This is a genomic window from Capnocytophaga sputigena (assembly GCF_002302495.1).
GTDB lineage: Bacteria > Bacteroidota > Bacteroidia > Flavobacteriales > Flavobacteriaceae > Capnocytophaga > Capnocytophaga sputigena.
In genome coordinates, this window is the sequence record NZ_CP022379.1 from 1,801,298 (window position 1) to 1,822,590 (window position 21,293).

Sequence of the window (21,293 nt, forward strand, 5' to 3'; positions counted from 1 at the left end):
TTTACTTCAAATAAAACTCTTTTGTAAGTGCTTTATATGCTTCGGTATATACCCCTCGTTCTTTTTCAATAGTAAGGATATCAATGGGGTAGGAGGCTTGAGGGGCGCGAGCAAAGAGCATCATACTGCGTTTGAGTTCGCTTTGTGCATTGCCGCGTGTATGAGTGATTTGTTGAGGAAAAAGCCCGAAAGTAGCTGCCAAAGTAATAAAACCTTCACTTTCGGTATATGGGAGAATGACGCTAAACTTCCCTTCAATGGCTAACAAACGATTCACACCCTCTAAGAGTTGTTTAGGAGGCAACGCATCGCTAAAACGGGCGGTGTTGCGTGCTTTTTCAGGAGTTTTATAATCGGTAGGGTAGAAAGGAGGGTTAGAGATAATCAAGTCGTAAGGCTCATCCATTTCAGTAAAAAACTCTTCAAAAGATGCGTGATAACAAAAAAGTCGGTCGCCCCACGGACTTGCTTCAAAATTTTCAGTGCATTCTATATAGGCGTGTTCATCTATTTCCACAGCATCTATGGTAAGGGCATCACAGCGCTGAGCGAGCATTAGGGCGAGTAAGCCCGTACCAGCCCCAATATCCAAAATACTTTGAGGTTGTTCAAGAGGAGTCCACGCGCCGAGAAGTACGCTATCAGTGCCTATTTTCATTGCAGTTTGCTCCTGCTTTACACTAAATTGTTTAAATTGAAAGCTCATAGTTGCTAGGTGTTAGGTTTCAGGTGTCAGGATTCAGGGTTTTCTCCGCAAAAATAGCAATAATCCCCAAACCTTCAAATCTCTAAATCGTTATTTGTCACTTCCACCCCTCGTCCCTCGTCTCTTGTCATTCGTCTCTCGTCATTTGTCATTCATCATTCGTCTCTCGTTATTTAGATAATTTTTTGTTAAAACCGCCCTTTTTATTGCCTTTATTGTGTTAAAAAGAAAAACGTCCCAACTTCCTTTCATTTTTAGATTTTTTATAGCGTACAAACATAGTTTTCTTGTGCTTTTTTCTATATAAACTAACAAACATAGCTTCTTTTAGTTATTTTTAAAAAACGTCTGCTTTTTTCTTGTTTCGTTTAAGATAAAATTATACTTTTGCATTGTCAATTTTTAACATTTATTTTATGAATTACCCTAAGCTATTCTTTGTGTTTAGTGTCTTTTTCTTACTTTTTGGAGGACTTTATGCACAAGATAAAACGGTAACGGGTGTCGTTACTGATGAAAGCAAAACCCCGCTCATCGGGGTGAGTGTGGTGGTAAAAGGCACTACACGTGGTGTTTCTACCGATTTTGACGGGAAATTTACCCTCCAAGCCAAAGAAGGTGAAACTATTGAGTTTAGTTCAGTGGGATATGTCGCTCAAGACAAAAAGGTAACAGGAGCTGGCAAAACACTGAATATGAATGTAGTCCTCAAAGAGGAAACCCAACAACTTTCTGAGGTTGTGGTAACAGCTTTGGGTATCAAGCGCGAAGAAAAAGCGTTGAGCTACAACGTGCAACAGGTGAAATCGGAAGAACTCACCAAAGTGAAAGCTCCTAACTTTGTAAACAGCCTCAATGGTAAAGTTGCAGGGGTTACTATCAACAAAAGTGCTTCAGGACCAGGAGGTGCTACTCGTGTGATAATGCGCGGTGAGAAATCTATCGAAGGTAGTAACAACGTGCTTTATGTGGTGGACGGGATTCCGCTTTTCAACACCCAAGCTGGTGGTGATAACAGTGGTATCAAAGGTGAAGGCCGTGTAGGTAGTGAAGGTATCGCCGACTTCAACCCTGAAGATATTGAGAGCATCTCAGTGCTTAGTGGTCCTTCGGCAGCTGCCCTCTATGGTAGTAATGCTGCCAATGGGGTGATCCTTATCAATACTAAAAAAGGTAAAGAAGGCAAAATGCAAATCTCACTCTCTTCTACTACCGAGTTTAGCAAGCCTTTTATATTGCCTGAATTCCAAAACACTTATGGCAACCGCAGTGGGCAATATAGCAGTTGGGGTAGCAAATTGGCAACTCCTAGCAGCTATGATCCTGCAAAAGACTTCTTTGAAACAGGTACTAACTTTATCAACTCGTTCACCCTTACAGCGGGTAATAAAACCAATCAAACCTTCTTCTCAGCAGCGAGTACTAACAATAATGGCGTAGTGCCTAACAATAGCTACCACCGCTATAACTTCAATGTACGCAACACTACTTCGCTTTTTGAAGATAAAGTACAATTAGATTTGGGAGCTTCATATATCAAACAAAAAGATATGAATATGGTCTCTCAAGGTGAGTATTGGAACCCTATTGTAGCTGCCTATCTCTACCCTCGTGGTGAGGATTTTGAAAAAGTAAAAACTTTTGAACGCTACGATACTTCTCGTTATTTTGCTACTCAATATTGGCCTATTAGCGAAAGTAGATTTGCTCCTCAAAACCCTTATTGGACAGCCTATCGCAACTTAGCATCTAACAACAAAGACCGATTTATGTTCAATGCAGGGCTTAGCTACAAAATTACCTCTTGGGCAAATGTTGCCGCTCGTGCGCGTTTAGATAAGAGTTATATCAATTTTGAACGCAAACTCTACGCTTCATCAAATGAAATATTTGCCAAACCTAATGGTGCTTATGAATATGCAAACTACAACGATCATCAATTCTATACCGATGTGATTGGAACTATCAACAAACAGTTTTTTGATGATTGGAGTTTGATGCTTAACTTAGGGGGTAGCTATTCCGACTTTGATGCTATAGAACGTGGTTATGGTGGTAACTTGCAATTAGTTCCTAACCTATTTGCGATCCAAAACATCACACCTTCTGAAGGCAAAATAACCGAAAGATATGGCGATGCCCGCCGACGCAATGTAGCAGTGTTTGGAAATGCTGAAATAGGCTTTAAACGTTGTGCTTATCTTACTCTTTCAGGACGTAACGAATGGGATTCTCGCTTAGTAAATTCAGCGGAAGAATCTTATTTCTACCCTTCAATTGGTTTTTCTGCCGTGATTTCCGAAATGGGTGAGATGCCTGCTTTCTTGAATTATTTCAAAGTGAGAAGTTCATATACTGAAGTGGCTTCACCTATCGCTTGGTCAGGTCGTACTCCTGGTACTATTACCCAAAAAATTATAGGAGGTGTGATCAAACCTGAAGAGATATATCCGTATGCCGATTTCAAAGCAGAACGTACTAAATCTTATGAATTAGGGCTTAGCTTGCGACTCTTCAAACACTTTAATATCGAATCTACTTGGTATCGCTCTAATACTTATAACCAAACCTTTATCGCTAACCTACCAGAATCTACAGGTTATAAATATATCTATTTGCAAGCGGGTGATGTGCAAAATAGCGGTATAGAATTGAGTGTAGGTTATCGCAACCAAATAGGCGGTGTGGATATTGCTAGTTCAGTTTCTTATACTCGTAATAAAAACGTGATTAAGAAAATGGTAAAAAACTATAAGCACCCTTTTATTGAGCAACCTTTCAATATAGATGAAGTGAGCAAAGAAAATGGTAGAACTATCCTCAAAAAAGGAGGTAGTATCAGTGATGTATATGCCTCTAAATTCTTGAAAAAAGACAATCAAGGTTACATCAATATTCCTGAAAGTGGCGATTTAACTTTAGAGAACCAAAAACCAGTGTATTTAGGCAAAACCACTCCCGATTTCCTTTTGGGTTGGAACAACTCCTTTGGTTATAAAGGTTTTGGCTTGAGTTTCCTTGTCAGTGGTCGTTTTGGAGGTATCGTAACTTCTTCTACTCAAGCGATATTAGATCGTTTTGGAGTGTCTAAAACTTCAGCTATTGCCCGTGATAATGGAGGTGTAGCACTCCCTGGTCAAGGTAAATATGACGCTAAAAAATATTACGAATTAGTAGGTACAGGCGATAGTGAGTTAGCAGGCTATTACACTTATGATGCTACCAATGTACGCTTGCAAGAATTAGCGGTAAGCTATACTTTCCCTGCAAAATGGTTTAAAAAGAAAATTGATGAACTTACTGTATCGGTGATAGGTAACAACGTGTGGATGATTTACAACAAAGCTCCTTTTGATCCTGAGCTTACCCCTTCTACCGCTACTTATGGTCAAGGTAACGACTATTTTATGCAACCTAGCTTGCGTAGTATAGGATTTAACGTAAAAGTAAAATTGTAATGTTATGAAAAAGAGATTATTTATATACACCTCTATAGCTCTTGCTGCGGTTTCTTGTAACAAATTTGAAGAAATCAACACCGATGCCTTTGGGGTAACCCAAGAAATGGGCAAGAGAGATGGTATTACTATTGGGGCAAAAATTACCTCTATGCAAGCACAAGTAGTACCTGTAGGTACACAAGCTGATGGTACAAGTGTTATAAACCAATATCAAGTGGCTTACCACTTAGCAGCCGATACGTGGAGTGGTTATTTTGCTCAAAACCAAGATTGGGATAACGGGAAAAATAATACTACCTATTTCCTTTTAGAAAGATGGTACGAAGCCTCATATAGCAGCTCTTATACTAAAATGTTACCCCTTTGGAGCAGTGTGAAAGAAGATGCTGAAAAGAGTAACTTCCCCGAAGCTTTTGCTTTGGCACAAATACTCAAAATTTCAGCTTGGCATAAAACTGCCGATATGTTTGGACCTATTCCTTACAAACAAGCTGGAAAAGGCTTGTTAAGGGTTCCTTATGATAGCCAAGAAGAAGTATATCAAGCATTTTTTGATGATCTTACAGCTGCTATTGCAGTATTGCAAACTAAATATGAACAAGGAGGTGCCTTGTTGCCTAAATATGATGCTGTATATGCTGGTGATGTGAGCAAATGGATAAAATATGCTAATTCACTAATGTTGCGCTTGGCAATGCGCATACGTTATGCCGCTCCTGCCAAAGCTCAACAATATGCTGAACAAGCTATCAATCAAACTTTAGGAGTAATGACCGATAAGGCTGATGAGGCTAAAATGAGAGAAGGTGCTGGACTTAGTTTTGTAAATAATATCGAAACCTTTGCAAACCAATATGGCGAAACTCGTATGGGGTCTTCTATGTTCTCTTATTTAGTAGGTTATGAAGATCCTCGCTTGATGAAATATTTCAAACCTAGTGATAGTCGATACGCTCAAAATGTACCTTTTGCTGGAGCTAAATATCAAGCTTTACCTACGGGAGCAGGGTGGAAATCAACATCTTTTAAAAGTTTTTCCTTGCCTAATATAGAGAAAACTACTCCTACCTATTGGATGCGTGCTTCCGAAGTATATTTCCTAAGAGCAGAAGGTGCTTTAATGGGATGGAATATGGGAGGAACTCCTGAAGATTTGTATAAAAAAGGTGTAGAGACTTCTTTTGCTGAGAACGATATCAATGTAGCTCAAGTAGATCCTTATCTCACTTCAGGTAAAGAACCTGCTGACTATTATGCTAGCTGGTTAGGAAATGCCGATGCTCCTACTCAAGCTACTACTCAGTGGCAAGGTACTACCGAGGAAAAATTAGAAAAAATTATCACTCAAAAATGGATTGCTCTTTACCCTAATGGTCAAGAAGCGTGGACTGAATGGCGTCGTACAGGCTACCCTAAACTCCATAAAGTAGTCCAAAATACCAGTGGAGGAGTTATCTCTACTGAGCAGGGAGTGCGCCGCATACCTTATCCAGAAAGCAAACTCACTGCCGAGGATAAAGTATATTTAGCACGTGCTTTACAACTCTTAGGCGGTGCCAATACTGGTGCTACCAAAGTTTGGTGGGATAAAAAGAACTAACGTTTAAAATACTATGAAAGTTATGAAGTATATATCTAAAATTATCAGTATAGCAATATTGATGATAGGTTTCTCTCTTACTTCCTGCGAAAAATGGACGGAGGTAGAGAATAAGGAAATAGACCACAATGGGGGAGCTAATACGCTCAGCCCTGAAGAACGCGATGCTCACTATGCTTCCTTGCGCGCTTGGAAAAAAACTGCCGAAAACTATGGTCGCCCCGTGTCCTTTGGTTGGTTTAGTAACTGGTCACCCGAAGGTAGTGTGCGCAAAGGCTATTTGTCTGCCTTGCCCGATAGTATCGATATGGTATCAATGTGGAGTGGCCCCTTTGGTATCAGCGAAGCTAAAAAAGCCGATAAAGCTTATGTGCAAAAAGTAAAAGGTACTAAAGTGTTTGTGTGCTTTATCTTGCACAATATCGGTACAGGTATCACCCCTTCTTCAATTGCCGATAAAATAAAAGCTGAAAACCCAGGGGCTTCTCAGGCAGTACTCAATGATAAAATTAAAAAAGCGCAAGAAGCCTATTGGGGCTATACCAGTGGCGTACAAAGTTCTACCGACCATATTGCCGCTATTAGAAAATATGCCAAAGCGCTCTGCGATACTATTGTAAAATATGATTACGATGGTCTTGATATCGACTGGGAGCCCGATGGTGCTGGCGATGGTTTTGGTAATCTAAAAGGTGGTTATGATAGAGGTGAGTATTTGCACGTTTTGGTAGAAGAACTCGGTAAATACTTAGGACCCAAAGCTACTGTCGATACGGGTAAACGTCGCTATTTATTGGTAGATGGTGAATTGTGGAATGTGAAAAAAGAATCAGCCCCTTATTTTGATTATTTTATTTCACAATCTTACGGTAATAGAAATCTTGATTATAGGGTGCAAGGGGTTAAAAATGCTTTTGGCGAGCATTACAATACACGTAAACACATTTTTACTGAAAACTTTGAGTCTTATTCAAAATCAGGAGGAGCGCTACTCGATCAAGCTGAATATAATTCATCTGAAGGACCTAAAGGAGGTGTAGGCGCTTATCGTATGGATAACGACTACGACAATCAGCCCGATTATAAATGGATGCGCAAAGCCATTTATTTAATGCATAAATCTTATGCCGATTATATGAAAAAACATCCACAACCCTAAAACTACAGCCTTATGAAACTTATAAAATATTGTATAGGAATCTTCGCTTTCTTGGCTCTGAACGCTTGTAAAGACAAAGAAAACGAATTGTTGGAAACTAAAGTCTATTTTGAGCAACCTCAACAGCGACTCAAATTAGAAAATAATGTTAGTAGTCACGCTTTCAACATCACAGCCCGTGTCTCAAATATCAGTGATAGCGATGTGAACGTAACCTACCAAATAGGTGATGCCCAAATGGTAGCCGACTATAATGCTAAAAATGGCACCAAATACCAAATGATGCCAGCGAATAACTTTAGCTTACAGAAAAATAGTTCTGTGATTAAAAAAGGAAGTGTTTATGCCGAACCTTGCCAGTTAGCTCTTACAAATCTTTCAACTATACAAGAAGGAAATACCTATGTAATCCCTGTAACTATAGCCGATGCAAGTGTCCCTACTATCGAAGCTAAAACCTTATTTGTAGAGGTGGCTAAACCTATTGTTATCAATAAAGTATTCGATTTTACAGGTAGAAAATACCTTTCTATCCCAATGGACGAAAAGGCAAAATTCAATGCGCTTACTTATGAGGCAATGATTTATGTAGATAATTTTGTAAAACTCAGTACAGTAATGGGAGCTGAAGGGAATCTTATCTTCCGTTTTGGTGATACCACAGTAGATGCCGACCAAATTCAAGTGGCTGGAAATGTACAGTTCAACCCTTCCAAAAAATTCGCTGCCAAACAATGGTATCACGTTGCCCTTGTGTTTGATGGAGCTACCAAACGCGCTGAAATCTATGTAGATGGAGAACGCGTAGCCGAAAAAACTGCCTCAGTTAATAGCTTTAATCTCAATGGTAACTTCTTTATAGGTTATGCTTACGATTACGATGGATCTCGTACTTGGAGAGGTAAAATGTGCGAATGTCGTGTATGGAGTGTAGCACGTACCGCCAACGAGCTTAAAAACAACAAACTTGGCGTAGATCCTAACAGCGAAGGTCTCTTTGGCTATTGGAAGCTTAATGGTACTGATGTATATCAAAAAGACGGTAACTACTATGTGAAAGACCAATCTAAAAACCACCGCGATGCCACCTCACGACGTGGTGCTTATCAAAGCGGAAGAGGTCTCTCCGTAGAACCCGATGTTGTTGAAATGAGAATTTCAGAATAATTGTAATATTGTAAATCATACACTTTACCAAAATCAATTATTCTGGTAATCAATTGCTTTAAAGATGAATTATTCTGGTAATGAATTATCCTAATAATCAATTGTTTTAATGATGAACTATTCTGGTAATCAATTGTCTTAACGATAAATTATTCTGGTAATCAATTATCTTTGAACTATGTTATATAGGGGCGTTTTGCAAACGCCCCTATATATTTATATATTTTGCACTCACCCCCTCTTCCCTCGTAATTCGTAATTCGTCCCTCGTCATTCGTCATTCGTCATTCGTCTCTCGTCTCTCGTCCCTCGTCATTCGTAATTCTTTTTTATCATTAATCATTCGTAATTCGTAATTATTTTGTACCTTTGCCCCTTGGTATTAGATATAAGCATATAACGAATGAATTTTAACTTTTCTGAAACACAACAGATGGTAGCCGAAGCCGCTAAGGACTTCGCCGAAAAATATATCCGTCCCCACGTGATGCAATGGGATGAAAGTCAGGAATTTCCAGTAGAAGTATTCCGCAAAGCAGGAGAACTCGGTTTTATGGGCATATTAGTCCCCGAAATCTATGGAGGTTCAGCCCTCGACTACCACGATTATATCGCTATTGTTGAAGAAATTTCAAAAGTCGACCCCTCCATAGGGCTCTCTATAGCTGCTCACAATTCCCTTTGTACCAATCACATCCTCAGCTTTGGCAACGAGGAACAAAAACAACGCTGGTTGCCTAAATTAGCTTCAGGCGAGTGGATAGGAGCGTGGGGCATCACCGAACACAACACCGGATCCGACTCTGGTGGAATGGCTACTACCGCCGTGAAAGACGGCGATGAGTGGGTGCTCAACGGCACCAAGAACTTCATCACCCACGGCAAAAGTGGTGACATCGCCGTAGTGATTGCTCGTACGGGCGAAAAAGGCGACAAACACGGTATCACTGCCTTTGCGGTAGAACGCGGTACCAAGGGCTTCAGTGCAGGCAAAAAAGAAAACAAACTCGGTATGCGTGCCAGCGAGACCGCCGAAATGATTTTCCAAGACTGCCGCATCCCCGATACCAACCGCCTCGGTGCCGTAGGCGACGGCTTTATCCAAGCAATGAAAATATTGGACGGCGGACGTATTTCTATAGGCGCACTTTCTTTGGGTATTGCCAAAGGCGCTTACGAAGCCTCTCTCAAATATGCCAAAGAACGTATGCAATTCGGCAAACGCCTGATTGATTTACAAGCCGTTGGATTCAAACTCGCCGATATGGCAACCGAAATTGAAGCCTCTGAACTGCTCTTGCACAAATCCGCTTTTCAGAAAAACAACGGACAGCGCGTAACCCTATCAGGGGCAATGGCTAAAATGTACAGTTCAGAAGTGTGTGTGCGTGTAGCCACCGAAGCCATTCAAATTCACGGAGGTTATGGTTATACCAAAGATTTTCCGGTAGAAAAATTCTTCCGTGATTCTAAATTGTGTACCATAGGTGAAGGAACCACCGAAATACAAAAATTAGTTATTACCCGTCAGATAGATAAAAACTCATAATAAAAAGAAAACGAATATGTTATCCAATTCCAGCAAGTATGCCATCAATGCAGTAATATACTTAACCCTATACGCTTCGGCAACCAAGAGGTTAGCCCCGAAAGATGTGGCAGAAGCGTTACATATTCCTACCTCCTTTTTGGCAAAGATATTACAAACTTTAGCCCGCAAAAAGGTCATTAGTTCTAACAAAGGACCAGGAGGCGGCTTTTGGCTCACCGATGAAGAAAAAGCAGCCCCTTTAATGAATGTGGTAAAGCAAATAGGAGAAGCCGAGAAGTTTACTTCTTGTGCGATGGGCTTCAAAGAATGCTCGTCCGAAAAACCCTGTCCGCTGCACACCTCTGTACAACCTTTTAGAGACAATTTTATGCGCGAACTCACCGATAATTCCATCGCTTCTTTCGCTCAAAAGATCATCGATAAAACCGCATATCTATCCCCTACAGAGTAATTTGCCAATGAAAAGCGTCGCTACACTTTACCAAAGTTGAAGACCTAACAAAGTGCCAAAAAAATCTGCCAGTGCGGCTCGCACCTTTGGCAAAGTTGAAGACCCAACAAAGGTGAAATACCATTACACCTAAAACCTAACCCCTAGCACCTGAAATAAAATGAAAAGAATTGTCACAGATGAGTATCACGCTCCCGTTGTTTTAACCCTCACAGAGATTAAAACTCTTATTGATGAATTGCCTTATAGTGAACATCGTTTTGTCGTTTTCTCAGAAGACGGCGATACGGGTGATTACGTGCAAACTATTTTAGAAAACGAAGAACTCGATGAGGAAAGCCGTTATCAAGTAGAAGCACGCGTATACCACTCACCCGATTCTTTCACACATTACCGTACCTTTGTAGAAACTGCCGATGAAGCCTTTGTGCCTTTCGAAGCCTTCTACAACAACACCCCCTATAGCTATGATAGCTGGGAGGATGTTACCGACGAATTTTGCTAATTAGCTTATTTTCTAATTTGAATAGCATCACAACCCTGAAACCTGTCCCCTGAAACCTAACACCTAACACTATGTTACAACTAAACACTATTAGAGAAGAAAAAGACCGCGTACTCAGCGGACTTAAAAAACGCAATTTCAAAGAATTGCATCTCATAGACAATATCATCGCCTTAGACGAAAAACGCCGTGCTACTCAGCTTTCATTAGACGAAACACTGGCGAAATCTAACAATCTCTCTAAGGAAATCGGTAACCTATTCAAAGCAGGTGAAACCGATAAAGCCAATGCCCTGAAAGAGCAAACAGCCACCCTTAAAGAGGATATCAAAACCCTTACTGATACCCTCAACACTACTGTAGAGGAGCTCAATGATTTGCTCTATCGTGTGCCTAATATCCCTAATGAGTTAGTGCCCGAAGGTACCTCCGAAGCCGATAACGTAGTAGTATTCGAGGCAGGCGAAATCCCTAACTTAGGTAAAGATGCTTTGCCACATTGGGAACTCGCCAAAAAATACGACCTCATCGATTTTGAGCTGGGCGTAAAACTCACCGGTGCAGGCTTCCCTGTATACAAAGGGAAAGGAGCAAAACTGCAACGCGCTCTCATTACCTACTTCCTCGACAAGAACACCGAGGCAGGTTACAACGAATTTCAAGTGCCTCACGTGGTGAATGAAGCCTCAGGCTATGGCACTGGTCAGTTACCCGATAAAGAAGGACAAATGTACCACATAGGGGTTGATAATCTCTATCTCATCCCTACCGCCGAGGTGCCTGTTACGAATATCTTCCGCGATACTTTGTTAAACGAAAGCGATTTGCCTATTTGCTGCACTGCCTATACCCCTTGCTTCCGCCGCGAAGCTGGTAGCTATGGCGCTCACGTACGCGGACTCAACCGCTTGCACCAATTCGACAAAGTGGAGATTGTACGCATCGAGCACCCCGATAATTCTTACAAGGCATTAGAAGGAATGGTAGAACACGTGAAAGGCATCCTCAACGAACTGAAACTCCCTTACCATATTTTGCGCTTGTGCGGAGGAGATTTAGGCTTTACTTCAGCCATAACCTACGATTTCGAGGTATATTCCACCGCTCAAGAAAAATGGTTAGAGATAAGTTCAGTATCAAATTTCGAGACCTTCCAAGCCAACCGACTCAAATTGCGTTTCAAGGACTCCGACGGTAAGAACCGCTTAGCGCATACCCTCAATGGCAGTTCATTAGCCCTTCCGCGCGTATTGGCAGGCATTTTAGAAAACTACCAAACCCCCGAAGGCATTGTAGTCCCCGAAGTCCTCAGAAAATACACCGGCTTTGATATCATCAATTAATCCTACACTTTGACAAAGTCTATCATACAACCACTTAAAACCGAATTATAAGCCTCTTCCAAGCGAAGAGGCTTTTTGTATTTACCAATTTGCTAATTTTTACTACCTTTGCCAAGTAATTAAAAGAAGTTATGCAAAAAATCATTGATATAGTCAAAGACTACCTAATCAAAGAATCCAATAACGCCCTCCTCATCACAGGAGAATGGGGCGTAGGCAAAACCTATTTCTTTGATAATAAACTGAGTGAAGAAATAAAGGGAACAAGCATTAAAGAAAATGAAAGTGTCAAATACAAACCTATTAGAGTCTCTCTATCAGGCGTTACAAGCATAGATGATATAGAAAGAAGAATTGTAGCAGAACTATACCCTTCCTTAAACAAAGGATTAAAATGGGGAAAAGGAATCTTTAAACTCCTTTCAAGTGTCCCAAAAATAAAAGAATATATCCCCGAAATTCCTAATAGTGATGTAATAGACTCAGAAACTGATAATCTTATTATTTGTTTTGATGACTTAGAAAGAAGAAGCAAAACTTTCCCTATAGATAGTCTCATAGGTTATATAAACAACCTCACTGAAAACAATAACCTAAAAACAATTATCATAGCAAATACTAACAAAATAGAAGATGAAAGTTTTGATGAGATAAAAGAAAAACTAATAGGTAGAGAAATAGAATATAAAATCAATATAGAAGAAGTTTTTGACACTCTTATACAAAATGAATTTCAAAGTTTCTCAGAATATACAAATTTCTTACAAAAAGAAAAAAACTTTATCTGTAGTTTTTTCCAAGACTACAAAAATATACGTACTTTAAAATTTATTTTAACCCGTTATCACGATATCCATTCACAAATAGAAAAAATAGCCCCCAGTATTAATTACATACAATCAAACAAAAATACTGTCTTGAAAGAAACCCTATTATTTACAATAGCTATTTCCATAGAACACAAAGGAGGATATGTTACTAAGAAAAATAAAGATGAGATAGGCAATATAATTGGATTTAGTATAAAAGATATTGAAAGATATTTAAATAACAAATCTTCATCTGATGAGGAAAAAGATAAAGAGGAAACAATACTTGAGAAAATAGATTTTAAATATTACTATCAAAACAACGTTAGTTATTATTTCCATGAACCCATCTTTGATTACATAGTAGGAATCAATATTCTAGATGAAAAATTATTTGAAGAAGATATCAAAGAAAAATATAAAATATCCAAAGACAACACTATTCCAGAGTGCTATATCACTTATAATCGAATCAAATTCAATGAAGTGTTTAGTATGAGCAATGACACTTATGAGCAGTTGTTAAAAGAAATGCTATCTTATGTAGATAAAGGAGAGTATGGTTTAGGAGATTATCATTCCGTTTATAGATTTGTATTAGATTTTAACAACCCGTTAAAAGTCAAAAAGAAAACCCTAAAGGAAAGAATCATTAAAGGAATAAAAAAAGGTAAAGACAAATTCGTATATGACCCTGAGTTACCAAACAAATTACTCTATATTAAAGGAAGAAGCGATGTGGATAAAAATCAGAAAGAGATAATAGACCTTTGTCTTACAATCAATAATGAAAAAGAACAAGAAAAATACAAACAAGACAGTATAAACTTAATCAATATATTAAAAAATGATTTCGACCATTTTGAGCATCAAGTAAAGAATAAATATAACACAATTCCTATTTTTAAATATATCAATGGTAAAACTATTTCCAAATTTTACAATGATAAGATAGATTTAAGAGTAAGATTGTCCGAAATCTTCAATCATAGATATATCTACTATAGAGAAGAAGTTTTGCAAAAAGAAAAAGATTTCTACTTACAATTACAACAATCTATTGAGAAAAAAGCTACTAAATTAAGATCAGGACCCGAATGGTATGTATATAACAATTTCAACGAACTGCTCAAAAATATTATTAATCATTTACAAAACTCATAAGAAAAACAAATTTCCCTATGTTTGCTCTTACCTTGATATCTTATAGGAGAATTTAGTATATATTATTGCCCACGTAAAAAAGTGGTACTTTTATATTGTGAAAGTACAACAGCATTATCTTACAATGTCCTTTTACACTAGCAGTAAAACAGGCACTTTAAAAGCGAATTACAAGCCTCTTTCAAGCGAAGAGGCTTTTTTTGTATTTGCTCATTTTCCCAATTATCACTACCTTTGTCCCCTCACTCTTAATAACAAAACAATATGCTTAATACCTATATCACAGACCTCAATACCCAATATACCTCTGGCAAAGCCACCGAACACTCCTACCGTCCCCTGCTTAAAAACCTATTAGAAAGCCTCCTCCCAAAACTCAATATCATCAACGAACCCAAGCGACAAGCTTGTGGCGCACCCGACTATATCCTAACTCACGCCGACCTGCCCATCGGTTTCATCGAAACCAAAGACATTAACGACAAAGACCTCAAAGGCGAAAAGTCCAAAAACGGCAACAAAGAACAGTTCGACCGCTACAAAAAATCACTCACCAACCTTATATTTACCGATTACCTCACCTTCCATTTCTACCGAAATGAAGAACTCCTACATTCTATAGCCATCGCAAAAGTAACCGACAAAGGCATCACACCCCTACCCGAAAACTTCGATACCTTCCTTACCTATATCCAAAATTTCGGCTCCTTCGAGCCCTCTGGTATCGCCAAAGCCGAAGACCTCGTTACCCTAATGGCTGCCAAAGCACAACTACTCTCCAAAATCATCGAAAAAGCACTCAACGAAGACCATACAAAAGGCATACAAACCGACCTTACCGACCAGCTCACCGCCTTTAGCAACGTACTCATTCACGACATCTCCCCTAAAGACTTCGCCGATATGTATGCCCAAACCATTACCTATGGGCTCTTCACCGCACGCTATCACGACCCCACCCTCCCAACCTTTAGCCGTCAAGAAGCTTACCAGCTCTTGCCCGCCTCCAACCCCTTCCTCAAAAAACTATTTGGATATATCGCAGGAATGGAGGTTGATACTCGTATCAGCTGGGTTATCGACGACCTCGTGCAAATGTACCTCGCCTGCGATGTAGCTCAAATGCTCTCCTCCTATGGCAAAGACGCCACCAGAGATCCCATCGTACACTTCTACGAAGACTTCCTTGAAGTCTTTGATAAAGAAACACGCAAAGATCGTGGCGTATGGTACACACCCCTGCCCGTAGTCAATTTTATGGTGCGTACCCTCGATACCCTACTCAAAGAGCAATTCCAACTCCCACAAGGCATCGCCGATACCTCCAAAATAAAAGTACAAACACAGCAAGACAACAAAATAGCAGGCTTCGATATAGAAGAAAAAGAATACCACCGCGTACAAATACTCGACCCCGCCACCGGTACAGGCACCTTCCTCGCCCAAATCATCGAGTATATAGCCCAGCAGTTCGCCAGCCAACAAGGCATTTGGCAAAACTACGTCCAAGAACACCTCCTGCCACGCCTCAACGGATTCGAACTCCTAATGGCAAGCTACGCCATCGCACACCTAAAGCTCGATATGCTCCTCTCTCAAACACAAATCACCCAGAGCACCAACCGCATACAAATATACCTCACCAACTCCCTCGAAGAACCCACCCCCGACCGCTCTCTACCCCTCGCCCGTTGGCTCTCCGACGAAGCCAACGAAGCCAACCGCATAAAGCGAGACACCCCCGTAATGTGCGTAATAGGAAACCCTCCCTACAACGGAGAAAGCACCAACAAAGGCTCTTGGATTATGAACCTAATGGAAGACTATAAAAAAGAACCCAACACTGATAAAAAACTTGCCGAACGAAACCCCAAAATGATAAACGATGACTATGTCAAGTTTATCCGCTACGCCTCCCACTTTATCGAGAAAAACGGCAGTGGGGTGCTGGTTTATATTAATCCTCACGGCTTTTTAGATAACATCACCTTTCGTGGAATGCGCTACCACCTGCTCAAAACCTTTGACAGCATTTATACCATCGATTTGCACGGCAACAGCCGTAAAAAAGAAACCACACCCAGTGGCGAAACCGACGAAAACGTATTCAATATTATGCAAGGCGTAAGTATCAACATCTTTGTCAAAAAAAATAACCCCAAAAACACAGAACTTGCCAAAGTATACCACTACGACCTCTATGGTAAGCGTGCTGAAAAATTTGCTTTTTTGAGCGAAAACAACCTCCACACCATACCCTTTACCCAGCTCAATCCCACCGCCCCCAACTACCTTTTTGTACCCAAAGACGATACCCTCTTAGCAGAATATAACCAAGGGTTCTCTATTACCGAACTCTTTAAAATCAATAGTGTAGGAGTAGTAACAGGGAATGATGCTGTATTGGTGGATACCGATAAACAAACCCTACTTACCAAAATAAGAGAAATCTATAATATAGCCTCTGACCCAACAAAAGTAGAAAAAATAGACTATCGCCCTTTTGATACACGTTATATCTATTGGGATACAAAACTAATAGATAGAAATCGCCTAAGTGTAATGCAACATCTTATAAAAGAAGATAACATAGCTTTAGTTGTTTCTCGCCAATGTGCAGATGATTGGAAATATGTATTTGTAACAAAAAACATCTGTAATAAAAATTTTACCGCTACTGCTGGGCGTTTGGGAGCAGGTAACATCTTCCCCCTCTACCTATACCTCCAAGGCGAAGGACACTTTAAAGATACCTTAGACAAAATCCCCAACCTAAATCCCGAAATACTCAAAAAACTCGGAGGCAACCCACTCACCGCCTTCGATTATTGCTATGGTGTATTGCACGACAAAAACTATAGAGAACAATACAAAGAATTCCTAAAAATAGACTTCCCCCGCATCCCCTACCCAAAAGATAACGAGGAACTTCAGCACTACGCCACCATAGGCAAACACCTGCGAGAGCTACACCTGCTCGAAAGCCCCCAGCTACAAGCCCTCATCACCTCTTTCCCCATAGCAGGCAACAACACCATTACCGAAATAAAAAGGGTAGATACTGGGCAAAAAGACAAAGGCAACGTATATATCAACGATACCCAATATTTCGCAGATGTACCCCTCAAAGCGTGGGAAGCCTATATCGGGGGCTACCAGCCCGCACAAAAATGGCTCAAAGACCGCAAAGGGCAAACCCTCTCCTACAATGATATTATCCATTATCAACAAATGATAGTAGCCCTACAGAAAACCCAAGAAATCATCAATACCTAATCCCCCCATACAAATACAACAAAGCCAGCTCCCCAGCTGGCTTTTTTCTACTTCCTAAAACAAACTCAACTGTTCCACGGGTAGTAACTGAAATGTTTTGCGGTGGTGCTCAGTGGCACCGTGCTCGGCGATAGCTTTGCGGTGTTCGGGGGTGGGATAACCTTTGTTTTGCTGCCAATGGTACTCAGGGAACTGCTGGGCAAGATCTTCCATATAGGCATCGCGGTAGGTTTTCGCAAGTATCGAAGCTGCCGCGATGGTTTGTATTTTGCCGTCGCCTTTCACCACACAAGCGTAAGGTATTTTCTGGTAAGGCACAAACTTATTGCCGTCTACTGCAATAAATTCGGGGGTAGGGGAGAGCTGAGCAATAGCGCGGTGCATAGCCGTGATAGAAGCGCGGAGGATGTTCAACTCGTCTATTTCGGCAGGGAGTACGTGACAAACAGCATAAGCCACTGCCTCACGCTCGATGATAGGTCGCAAGAGGTTGCGTTGTTTTTCGGTGAGTTGTTTAGAATCGGTGAGGAGGTCGTTTTTGAAGTCGGGGGGCAATATTACAGCGGCAGCCGTTACGGGACCCGCCAAACAGCCGCGCCCTGCCTCGTCAGTACCCGCTTCTAATGAAGAATGATAGAATAATTGTAACATAATCAGGTGTCAGGTAATAGGTGTCAGGTGTCAGGGGATAGGTTTTGTAATCTAATAACCATTTTTTTTGGATTCTCCCCTTATAAGCAATAGAAAAACCCGATTTATTACCTAAAATCGGGTTTTTCTTAATTTTATTTTTGTGTAATGAATCTCGAGTAGTAGCTTACATCAAATATTTCATTTGTCCCTGAAATTTCGTTGTAGGTAGCGACACTAATAACAGATAAGGCTATGATTCCTGCAAAAAACAGCACTTTTCTTTCTGAAAATATAGCGCAATACGTTAAATATACAACAGCAGGTACAAAAAGCAAATAAGGAAGTACTACCCTTATATTGTTGAGAAACAAAGCAGCTACCATTAAAATTAACAGAAAAGGAATGTGCATAAGCAATAATCCCTTGCGTGTTTCCTCTTTACTTTTTCTTCTGAACAAAAAGTAAGAAACTGTTGCTGATAGAGTTAGGAATACAACCAACATATAAGGTAGGTATCCGTTGAAGATAAATCCCGCTAAAATGTAAAGCGATACGACTATCAAGTTGTTTTTAAGAGCCTGTTTCATAATATGATTTTTTAAGATTAGAGTACAAATCTATAGAATAAGAACCTAATAACCAAATAATTAATAAAGTTTAACTTTTTTAACAGAAGTAAAAACAAAGAATAATTACTGCACCAAACTATTGTTTTTTTTCTTAGTTCAGTCATATATTTTCCTGTTTTCACTCTACTTAATTCTTATCTCTTACCTCTTATCTCTTACCTAAAATAAGCGTTGAGCAGTTCCCTCCAAAGCCAAAGGAGTTAGAAAGCACGTGCTGTATAGATTTGTATTTCAGTTCGGTTTGCGGGCGGATAGGCACTTCTTCCATTGGAGTGCTGAAGTTGAGGTTAGGGAATACCACCCCGTGTTGTAAGGCTAAAACGCTAAATACCGCTTCTACTGCCGAAGCTACTGCCAAAGTATGCCCCGTAAAGGCTTTGGTAGAACTAAAATCGGGGACGTACTCGCCAAAGATACGCATTAAGGCGCGACTTTCGGAGAGATCGTTGTTTACAGTAGCCGTGCCGTGTGCATTGATATAATCGATATCTGCGGGGGTTAATCCTGCTATTTGTAGGGCTTTTTGCATTGCTAAAAACGCGCCTTCACCATCGGCGGAGGAGGCTGTTTGGTGATAAGCATCATTGGCATTGCCCCACCCTTTGATTTCTGCTAATATAGTAGCTCCGCGTTGTAGGGCATTTTCTTCGGTTTCCAATACCAAAAAAGCCCCAGCTTCCCCTAAGTTTAAGCCCTTGCGATGTTGGTCGAAAGGCGTGCAGTCGGTATCCGAGAGAATCATCAGGGTATTGAAGCCGTTGATAGTGAATTTAGAAAGGGCATCGGCGCCACCAGCAATGAGGCAGTTGGCTCTACCAGTACGAAGCAGGTTGATAGCCGTCATTATAGCATTTGCCGAAGAAGAGCAGGCAGTGCTTACGCTGGTTACAACGCCTTTTATGCCTACGTAATCAGCGATTTGGTGAGTTACCTCGCCTATATTGTGAGTAGTGATATAGCGTCGCAGGGGTTCTTCATCGCCGTAGCGGAAGAAATAGTTTTCAGTCATATCCATACCGCCCACAGTAGAAGCCATAATAAGTCCGCTATGAGAGAGGTCTTTTGGGGTAAGACCCGCATTGGCAATCACCTCTTGTAAGGCGATAATCCCCAAGAGAGAAGTGCGTGAATAGGCGTTTACTTCGGGTAATCCCAAAGCGCTAAAAAGCTCAGTGTTTGTGCGTTTGATTTCGCCTACTTTGATGTGATCAGCGTGAATGGTTGCTACATTTTCAATCCTGCTGATGCCTGCTTGGCGATGAGTAAGGGCATAAAAATTATCTCCGACAGTATTGCCTATCGAAGAGTTGATACCCATTCCCGTGATGACTATTTTTTTTGGCATTGTTATTTGGTGCGGTGAGCGGTGATGTAATCAGCCATTGTTTTCACCGATTGGAAGATTTCTTTTCCTTTTTTAGGGTCGTCTAAGCGGATACCATAATTTTTGTCGAGTAGTACGATAAGTTCGAGAGCATCGATAGAGTCGAGGGCTAAGCCAGTGCCAAAGAGGGGCTCATTTTCATCAATATCTTCGGGGGTTACTTCTTCTAAGTTGAGTACTTCAATAATCTTGTTCTTGAGTTCTAAAATAAGTGCGTCCATTATAAATGTTATTAATATCAGGGGGCAAAGATAGTGAAGAATTAGCAAATTAGCAAATTCACTAATCTGCTAATTGGCAAATTGCTCTATAATCATCGTCTAAAAACTCAACCCAACCAGTGAGCACACTTTGGGCTTTGCCTTGGGCTAAAAGTGATTTGCTGTATTGCTCTAAAAAGGGTTGTGCCTCCTCGTAACTATCGAATACAAAAAAACTGTTTTCGGTTTTCAGTTGATGACGTATGCTTATCTCACCTAAACAGATGTTGGGCAGGGTGTAAACAAATACCGCCGGACTGGGGTAATATTCCTGCGGATTGGCAATAGTTGCCTGATGTTTGCGGTCGGTATCGAGGCTGGCAGAACGATTGGCAAATACTAAGGCTACACCGTTTTTCTCGGATTGTGAAAACGGACGTAACAATACTTCGGCGGCTAAGAAAGCGAGCTTGCTGAGGTTATCCATTTTGAAGAATTTAGGATACTCCATTTGCAGGGCTTTGAGGGCTTTTTTGGAGAAATCGGTAAATGAAGTGCTTTTATCGGAGAAAAGCACTGAACCGTTTAGAGTGATGGTATTGTTTTCTATAGTGCAGGTTTTCATTATTTTAGGTAATGCTATACAAAGGAGCTCCTATAAGCTCAAAATCTTTTTTATTCAAAGTGTAGATATTGATATTGTAATAAATAGCAGTTGCACCAATCAAAGTGTCAGCTACTTTAGAATGAGGATTTTGGAAGGCAAGTTTCATTGCAAAATTACAAATATCTTCATTGAGAGTGATGACAGGAATACTGTTTATCAGTTTCTTAAGTTGCATTCGTTTAGTTTTTTCAATTCCTTCGTAGAAAGCAAGCCAATTCATCAATTCAATATAAATAACGGGAGTAATGAATATGTTTTCTATCCCTATAATTTCCTCAATAGTGATTGTAATTTCAGTACTACTATTAAGGATATAACGACTTATTACATTCGTGTCACAAATTATCTTTTTCATCTTATCGAATAGGGTCATAGGGGGCTATTAAGCCTTTTTTGTAAAGCTCACTTCCTATCTCTTGGGCTTCTTTTATCAGCTCAGCAAAGTTTTCTCTTTGATTTGAAGCCTCTTTTTCTTCTGTTGTAAGAGCCAAACCTATATCTTTTACCCCTAAATCTGAAGAAGTTTTTCTTTTTTCTAAAACCTCTGTTTCCATAATAGATTATATTTTTCGGCAAAGGTAGGAATA

Annotated in this window: 18 protein-coding genes; 10 read left to right on the top strand and 8 right to left on the bottom strand. The window is 40.2% G+C overall.

Annotation, left to right across the window (positions count from 1 at the left end; genetic code table 11):
* Position 1: 1 nt before the first annotated feature.
* Entirely contained in the window at positions 2-706 is a 705-nt protein-coding gene (locus tag CGC57_RS07940) for a tRNA1(Val) (adenine(37)-N6)-methyltransferase (RefSeq protein ID WP_002677890.1), read from the bottom strand.
* A gap of 416 nt (positions 707-1,122) precedes the next feature.
* Here CGC57_RS07940 and CGC57_RS07945 point away from each other — a divergent pair, with 416 nt between their 5' ends.
* From CGC57_RS07945 to CGC57_RS07990, 10 genes are all read left to right on the top strand, one after another.
* The gene (locus CGC57_RS07945; protein ID WP_002677657.1) at positions 1,123-4,164 is read left to right on the top strand and encodes a SusC/RagA family TonB-linked outer membrane protein; all 3,042 of its coding nucleotides are present in this window, start codon (positions 1,123-1,125) and stop codon (positions 4,162-4,164) included.
* Positions 4,165-4,168: 4 nt separating this feature from the next.
* On the top strand, positions 4,169-5,767 hold the full coding sequence (locus tag CGC57_RS07950) for a RagB/SusD family nutrient uptake outer membrane protein (RefSeq protein WP_002677675.1): 1,599 nt from the start codon (positions 4,169-4,171) through the stop codon (positions 5,765-5,767).
* 22 nt (positions 5,768-5,789) lie between these two features.
* The gene (locus tag CGC57_RS07955; protein ID WP_095899484.1) at positions 5,790-6,926 is read left to right on the top strand and encodes a glycoside hydrolase family 18; all 1,137 of its coding nucleotides are present in this window, start codon (positions 5,790-5,792) and stop codon (positions 6,924-6,926) included.
* 12 nt (positions 6,927-6,938) lie between these two features.
* Positions 6,939-8,093, top strand: coding sequence for a DUF1735 and LamG domain-containing protein (locus CGC57_RS07960; protein ID WP_095898707.1), 1,155 nt, complete (start codon positions 6,939-6,941; stop codon positions 8,091-8,093).
* Between the two features lie 403 nt (positions 8,094-8,496).
* Positions 8,497-9,642: an acyl-CoA dehydrogenase family protein gene (locus CGC57_RS07965; protein WP_095898708.1), complete on the top strand. Its 1,146-nt coding sequence runs from the start codon at positions 8,497-8,499 to the stop codon at positions 9,640-9,642.
* 16 nt (positions 9,643-9,658) lie between these two features.
* On the top strand, positions 9,659-10,096 hold the full coding sequence (locus tag CGC57_RS07970) for an RrF2 family transcriptional regulator (protein ID WP_095898709.1): 438 nt from the start codon (positions 9,659-9,661) through the stop codon (positions 10,094-10,096).
* Between the two features lie 160 nt (positions 10,097-10,256).
* Positions 10,257-10,601 (top strand): hypothetical protein, encoded by a 345-nt coding sequence (locus CGC57_RS07975; RefSeq protein WP_095898710.1) that lies wholly within the window; start codon positions 10,257-10,259, stop codon positions 10,599-10,601.
* A 71-nt stretch (positions 10,602-10,672) separates the two neighbouring features.
* Positions 10,673-11,944 (top strand): serine--tRNA ligase, encoded by a 1,272-nt coding sequence (serS, locus tag CGC57_RS07980; RefSeq protein ID WP_095898711.1) that lies wholly within the window; start codon positions 10,673-10,675, stop codon positions 11,942-11,944.
* A 131-nt stretch (positions 11,945-12,075) separates the two neighbouring features.
* A complete protein-coding gene (locus CGC57_RS07985) occupies positions 12,076-13,917 on the top strand; it encodes a P-loop NTPase fold protein (protein ID WP_095898712.1) in 1,842 nt (613 codons plus the stop codon).
* 264 nt (positions 13,918-14,181) lie between these two features.
* Positions 14,182-17,193 carry a type ISP restriction/modification enzyme gene (locus CGC57_RS07990; protein ID WP_095898713.1) on the top strand — a complete coding sequence of 1,004 codons (3,012 nt, stop codon included), beginning with the start codon at positions 14,182-14,184 and terminating at the stop codon, positions 17,191-17,193.
* 54 nt (positions 17,194-17,247) lie between these two features.
* Here CGC57_RS07990 and rnhB read toward each other — a convergent pair whose 3' ends face one another.
* The 7 genes from rnhB to CGC57_RS08025 all read right to left on the bottom strand — a co-directional run bounded on the left by rnhB (position 17,248) and on the right by CGC57_RS08025 (position 21,260).
* The gene (gene rnhB, locus CGC57_RS07995; protein WP_095898714.1) at positions 17,248-17,844 is read right to left on the bottom strand and encodes a ribonuclease HII; all 597 of its coding nucleotides are present in this window, start codon (positions 17,842-17,844) and stop codon (positions 17,248-17,250) included.
* Between the two features lie 134 nt (positions 17,845-17,978).
* On the bottom strand, positions 17,979-18,413 hold the full coding sequence (locus CGC57_RS08000) for a hypothetical protein (protein WP_095898715.1): 435 nt from the start codon (positions 18,411-18,413) through the stop codon (positions 17,979-17,981).
* Positions 18,414-18,603: 190 nt separating this feature from the next.
* Positions 18,604-19,800, bottom strand: a complete 1,197-nt coding sequence (locus CGC57_RS08005; RefSeq protein ID WP_095898716.1) for a beta-ketoacyl-[acyl-carrier-protein] synthase family protein — start codon at positions 19,798-19,800, stop codon at positions 18,604-18,606.
* 2 nt (positions 19,801-19,802) lie between these two features.
* Positions 19,803-20,060, bottom strand: a complete 258-nt coding sequence (locus CGC57_RS08010) for a phosphopantetheine-binding protein (protein WP_002674344.1) — start codon at positions 20,058-20,060, stop codon at positions 19,803-19,805.
* 61 nt (positions 20,061-20,121) lie between these two features.
* Entirely contained in the window at positions 20,122-20,664 is a 543-nt protein-coding gene (locus CGC57_RS08015; protein WP_095898717.1) for a 3-oxoacyl-ACP synthase, read from the bottom strand.
* Positions 20,665-20,668: 4 nt separating this feature from the next.
* Positions 20,669-21,061 carry a type II toxin-antitoxin system VapC family toxin gene (locus CGC57_RS08020; protein ID WP_198537254.1) on the bottom strand — a complete coding sequence of 131 codons (393 nt, stop codon included), beginning with the start codon at positions 21,059-21,061 and terminating at the stop codon, positions 20,669-20,671.
* 1 nt (position 21,062) lies between these two features.
* Positions 21,063-21,260 carry a 3-phosphoshikimate 1-carboxyvinyltransferase gene (locus CGC57_RS08025; protein WP_095898719.1) on the bottom strand — a complete coding sequence of 66 codons (198 nt, stop codon included), beginning with the start codon at positions 21,258-21,260 and terminating at the stop codon, positions 21,063-21,065.
* Between the last annotated feature and the right edge of the window lie 33 nt (positions 21,261-21,293).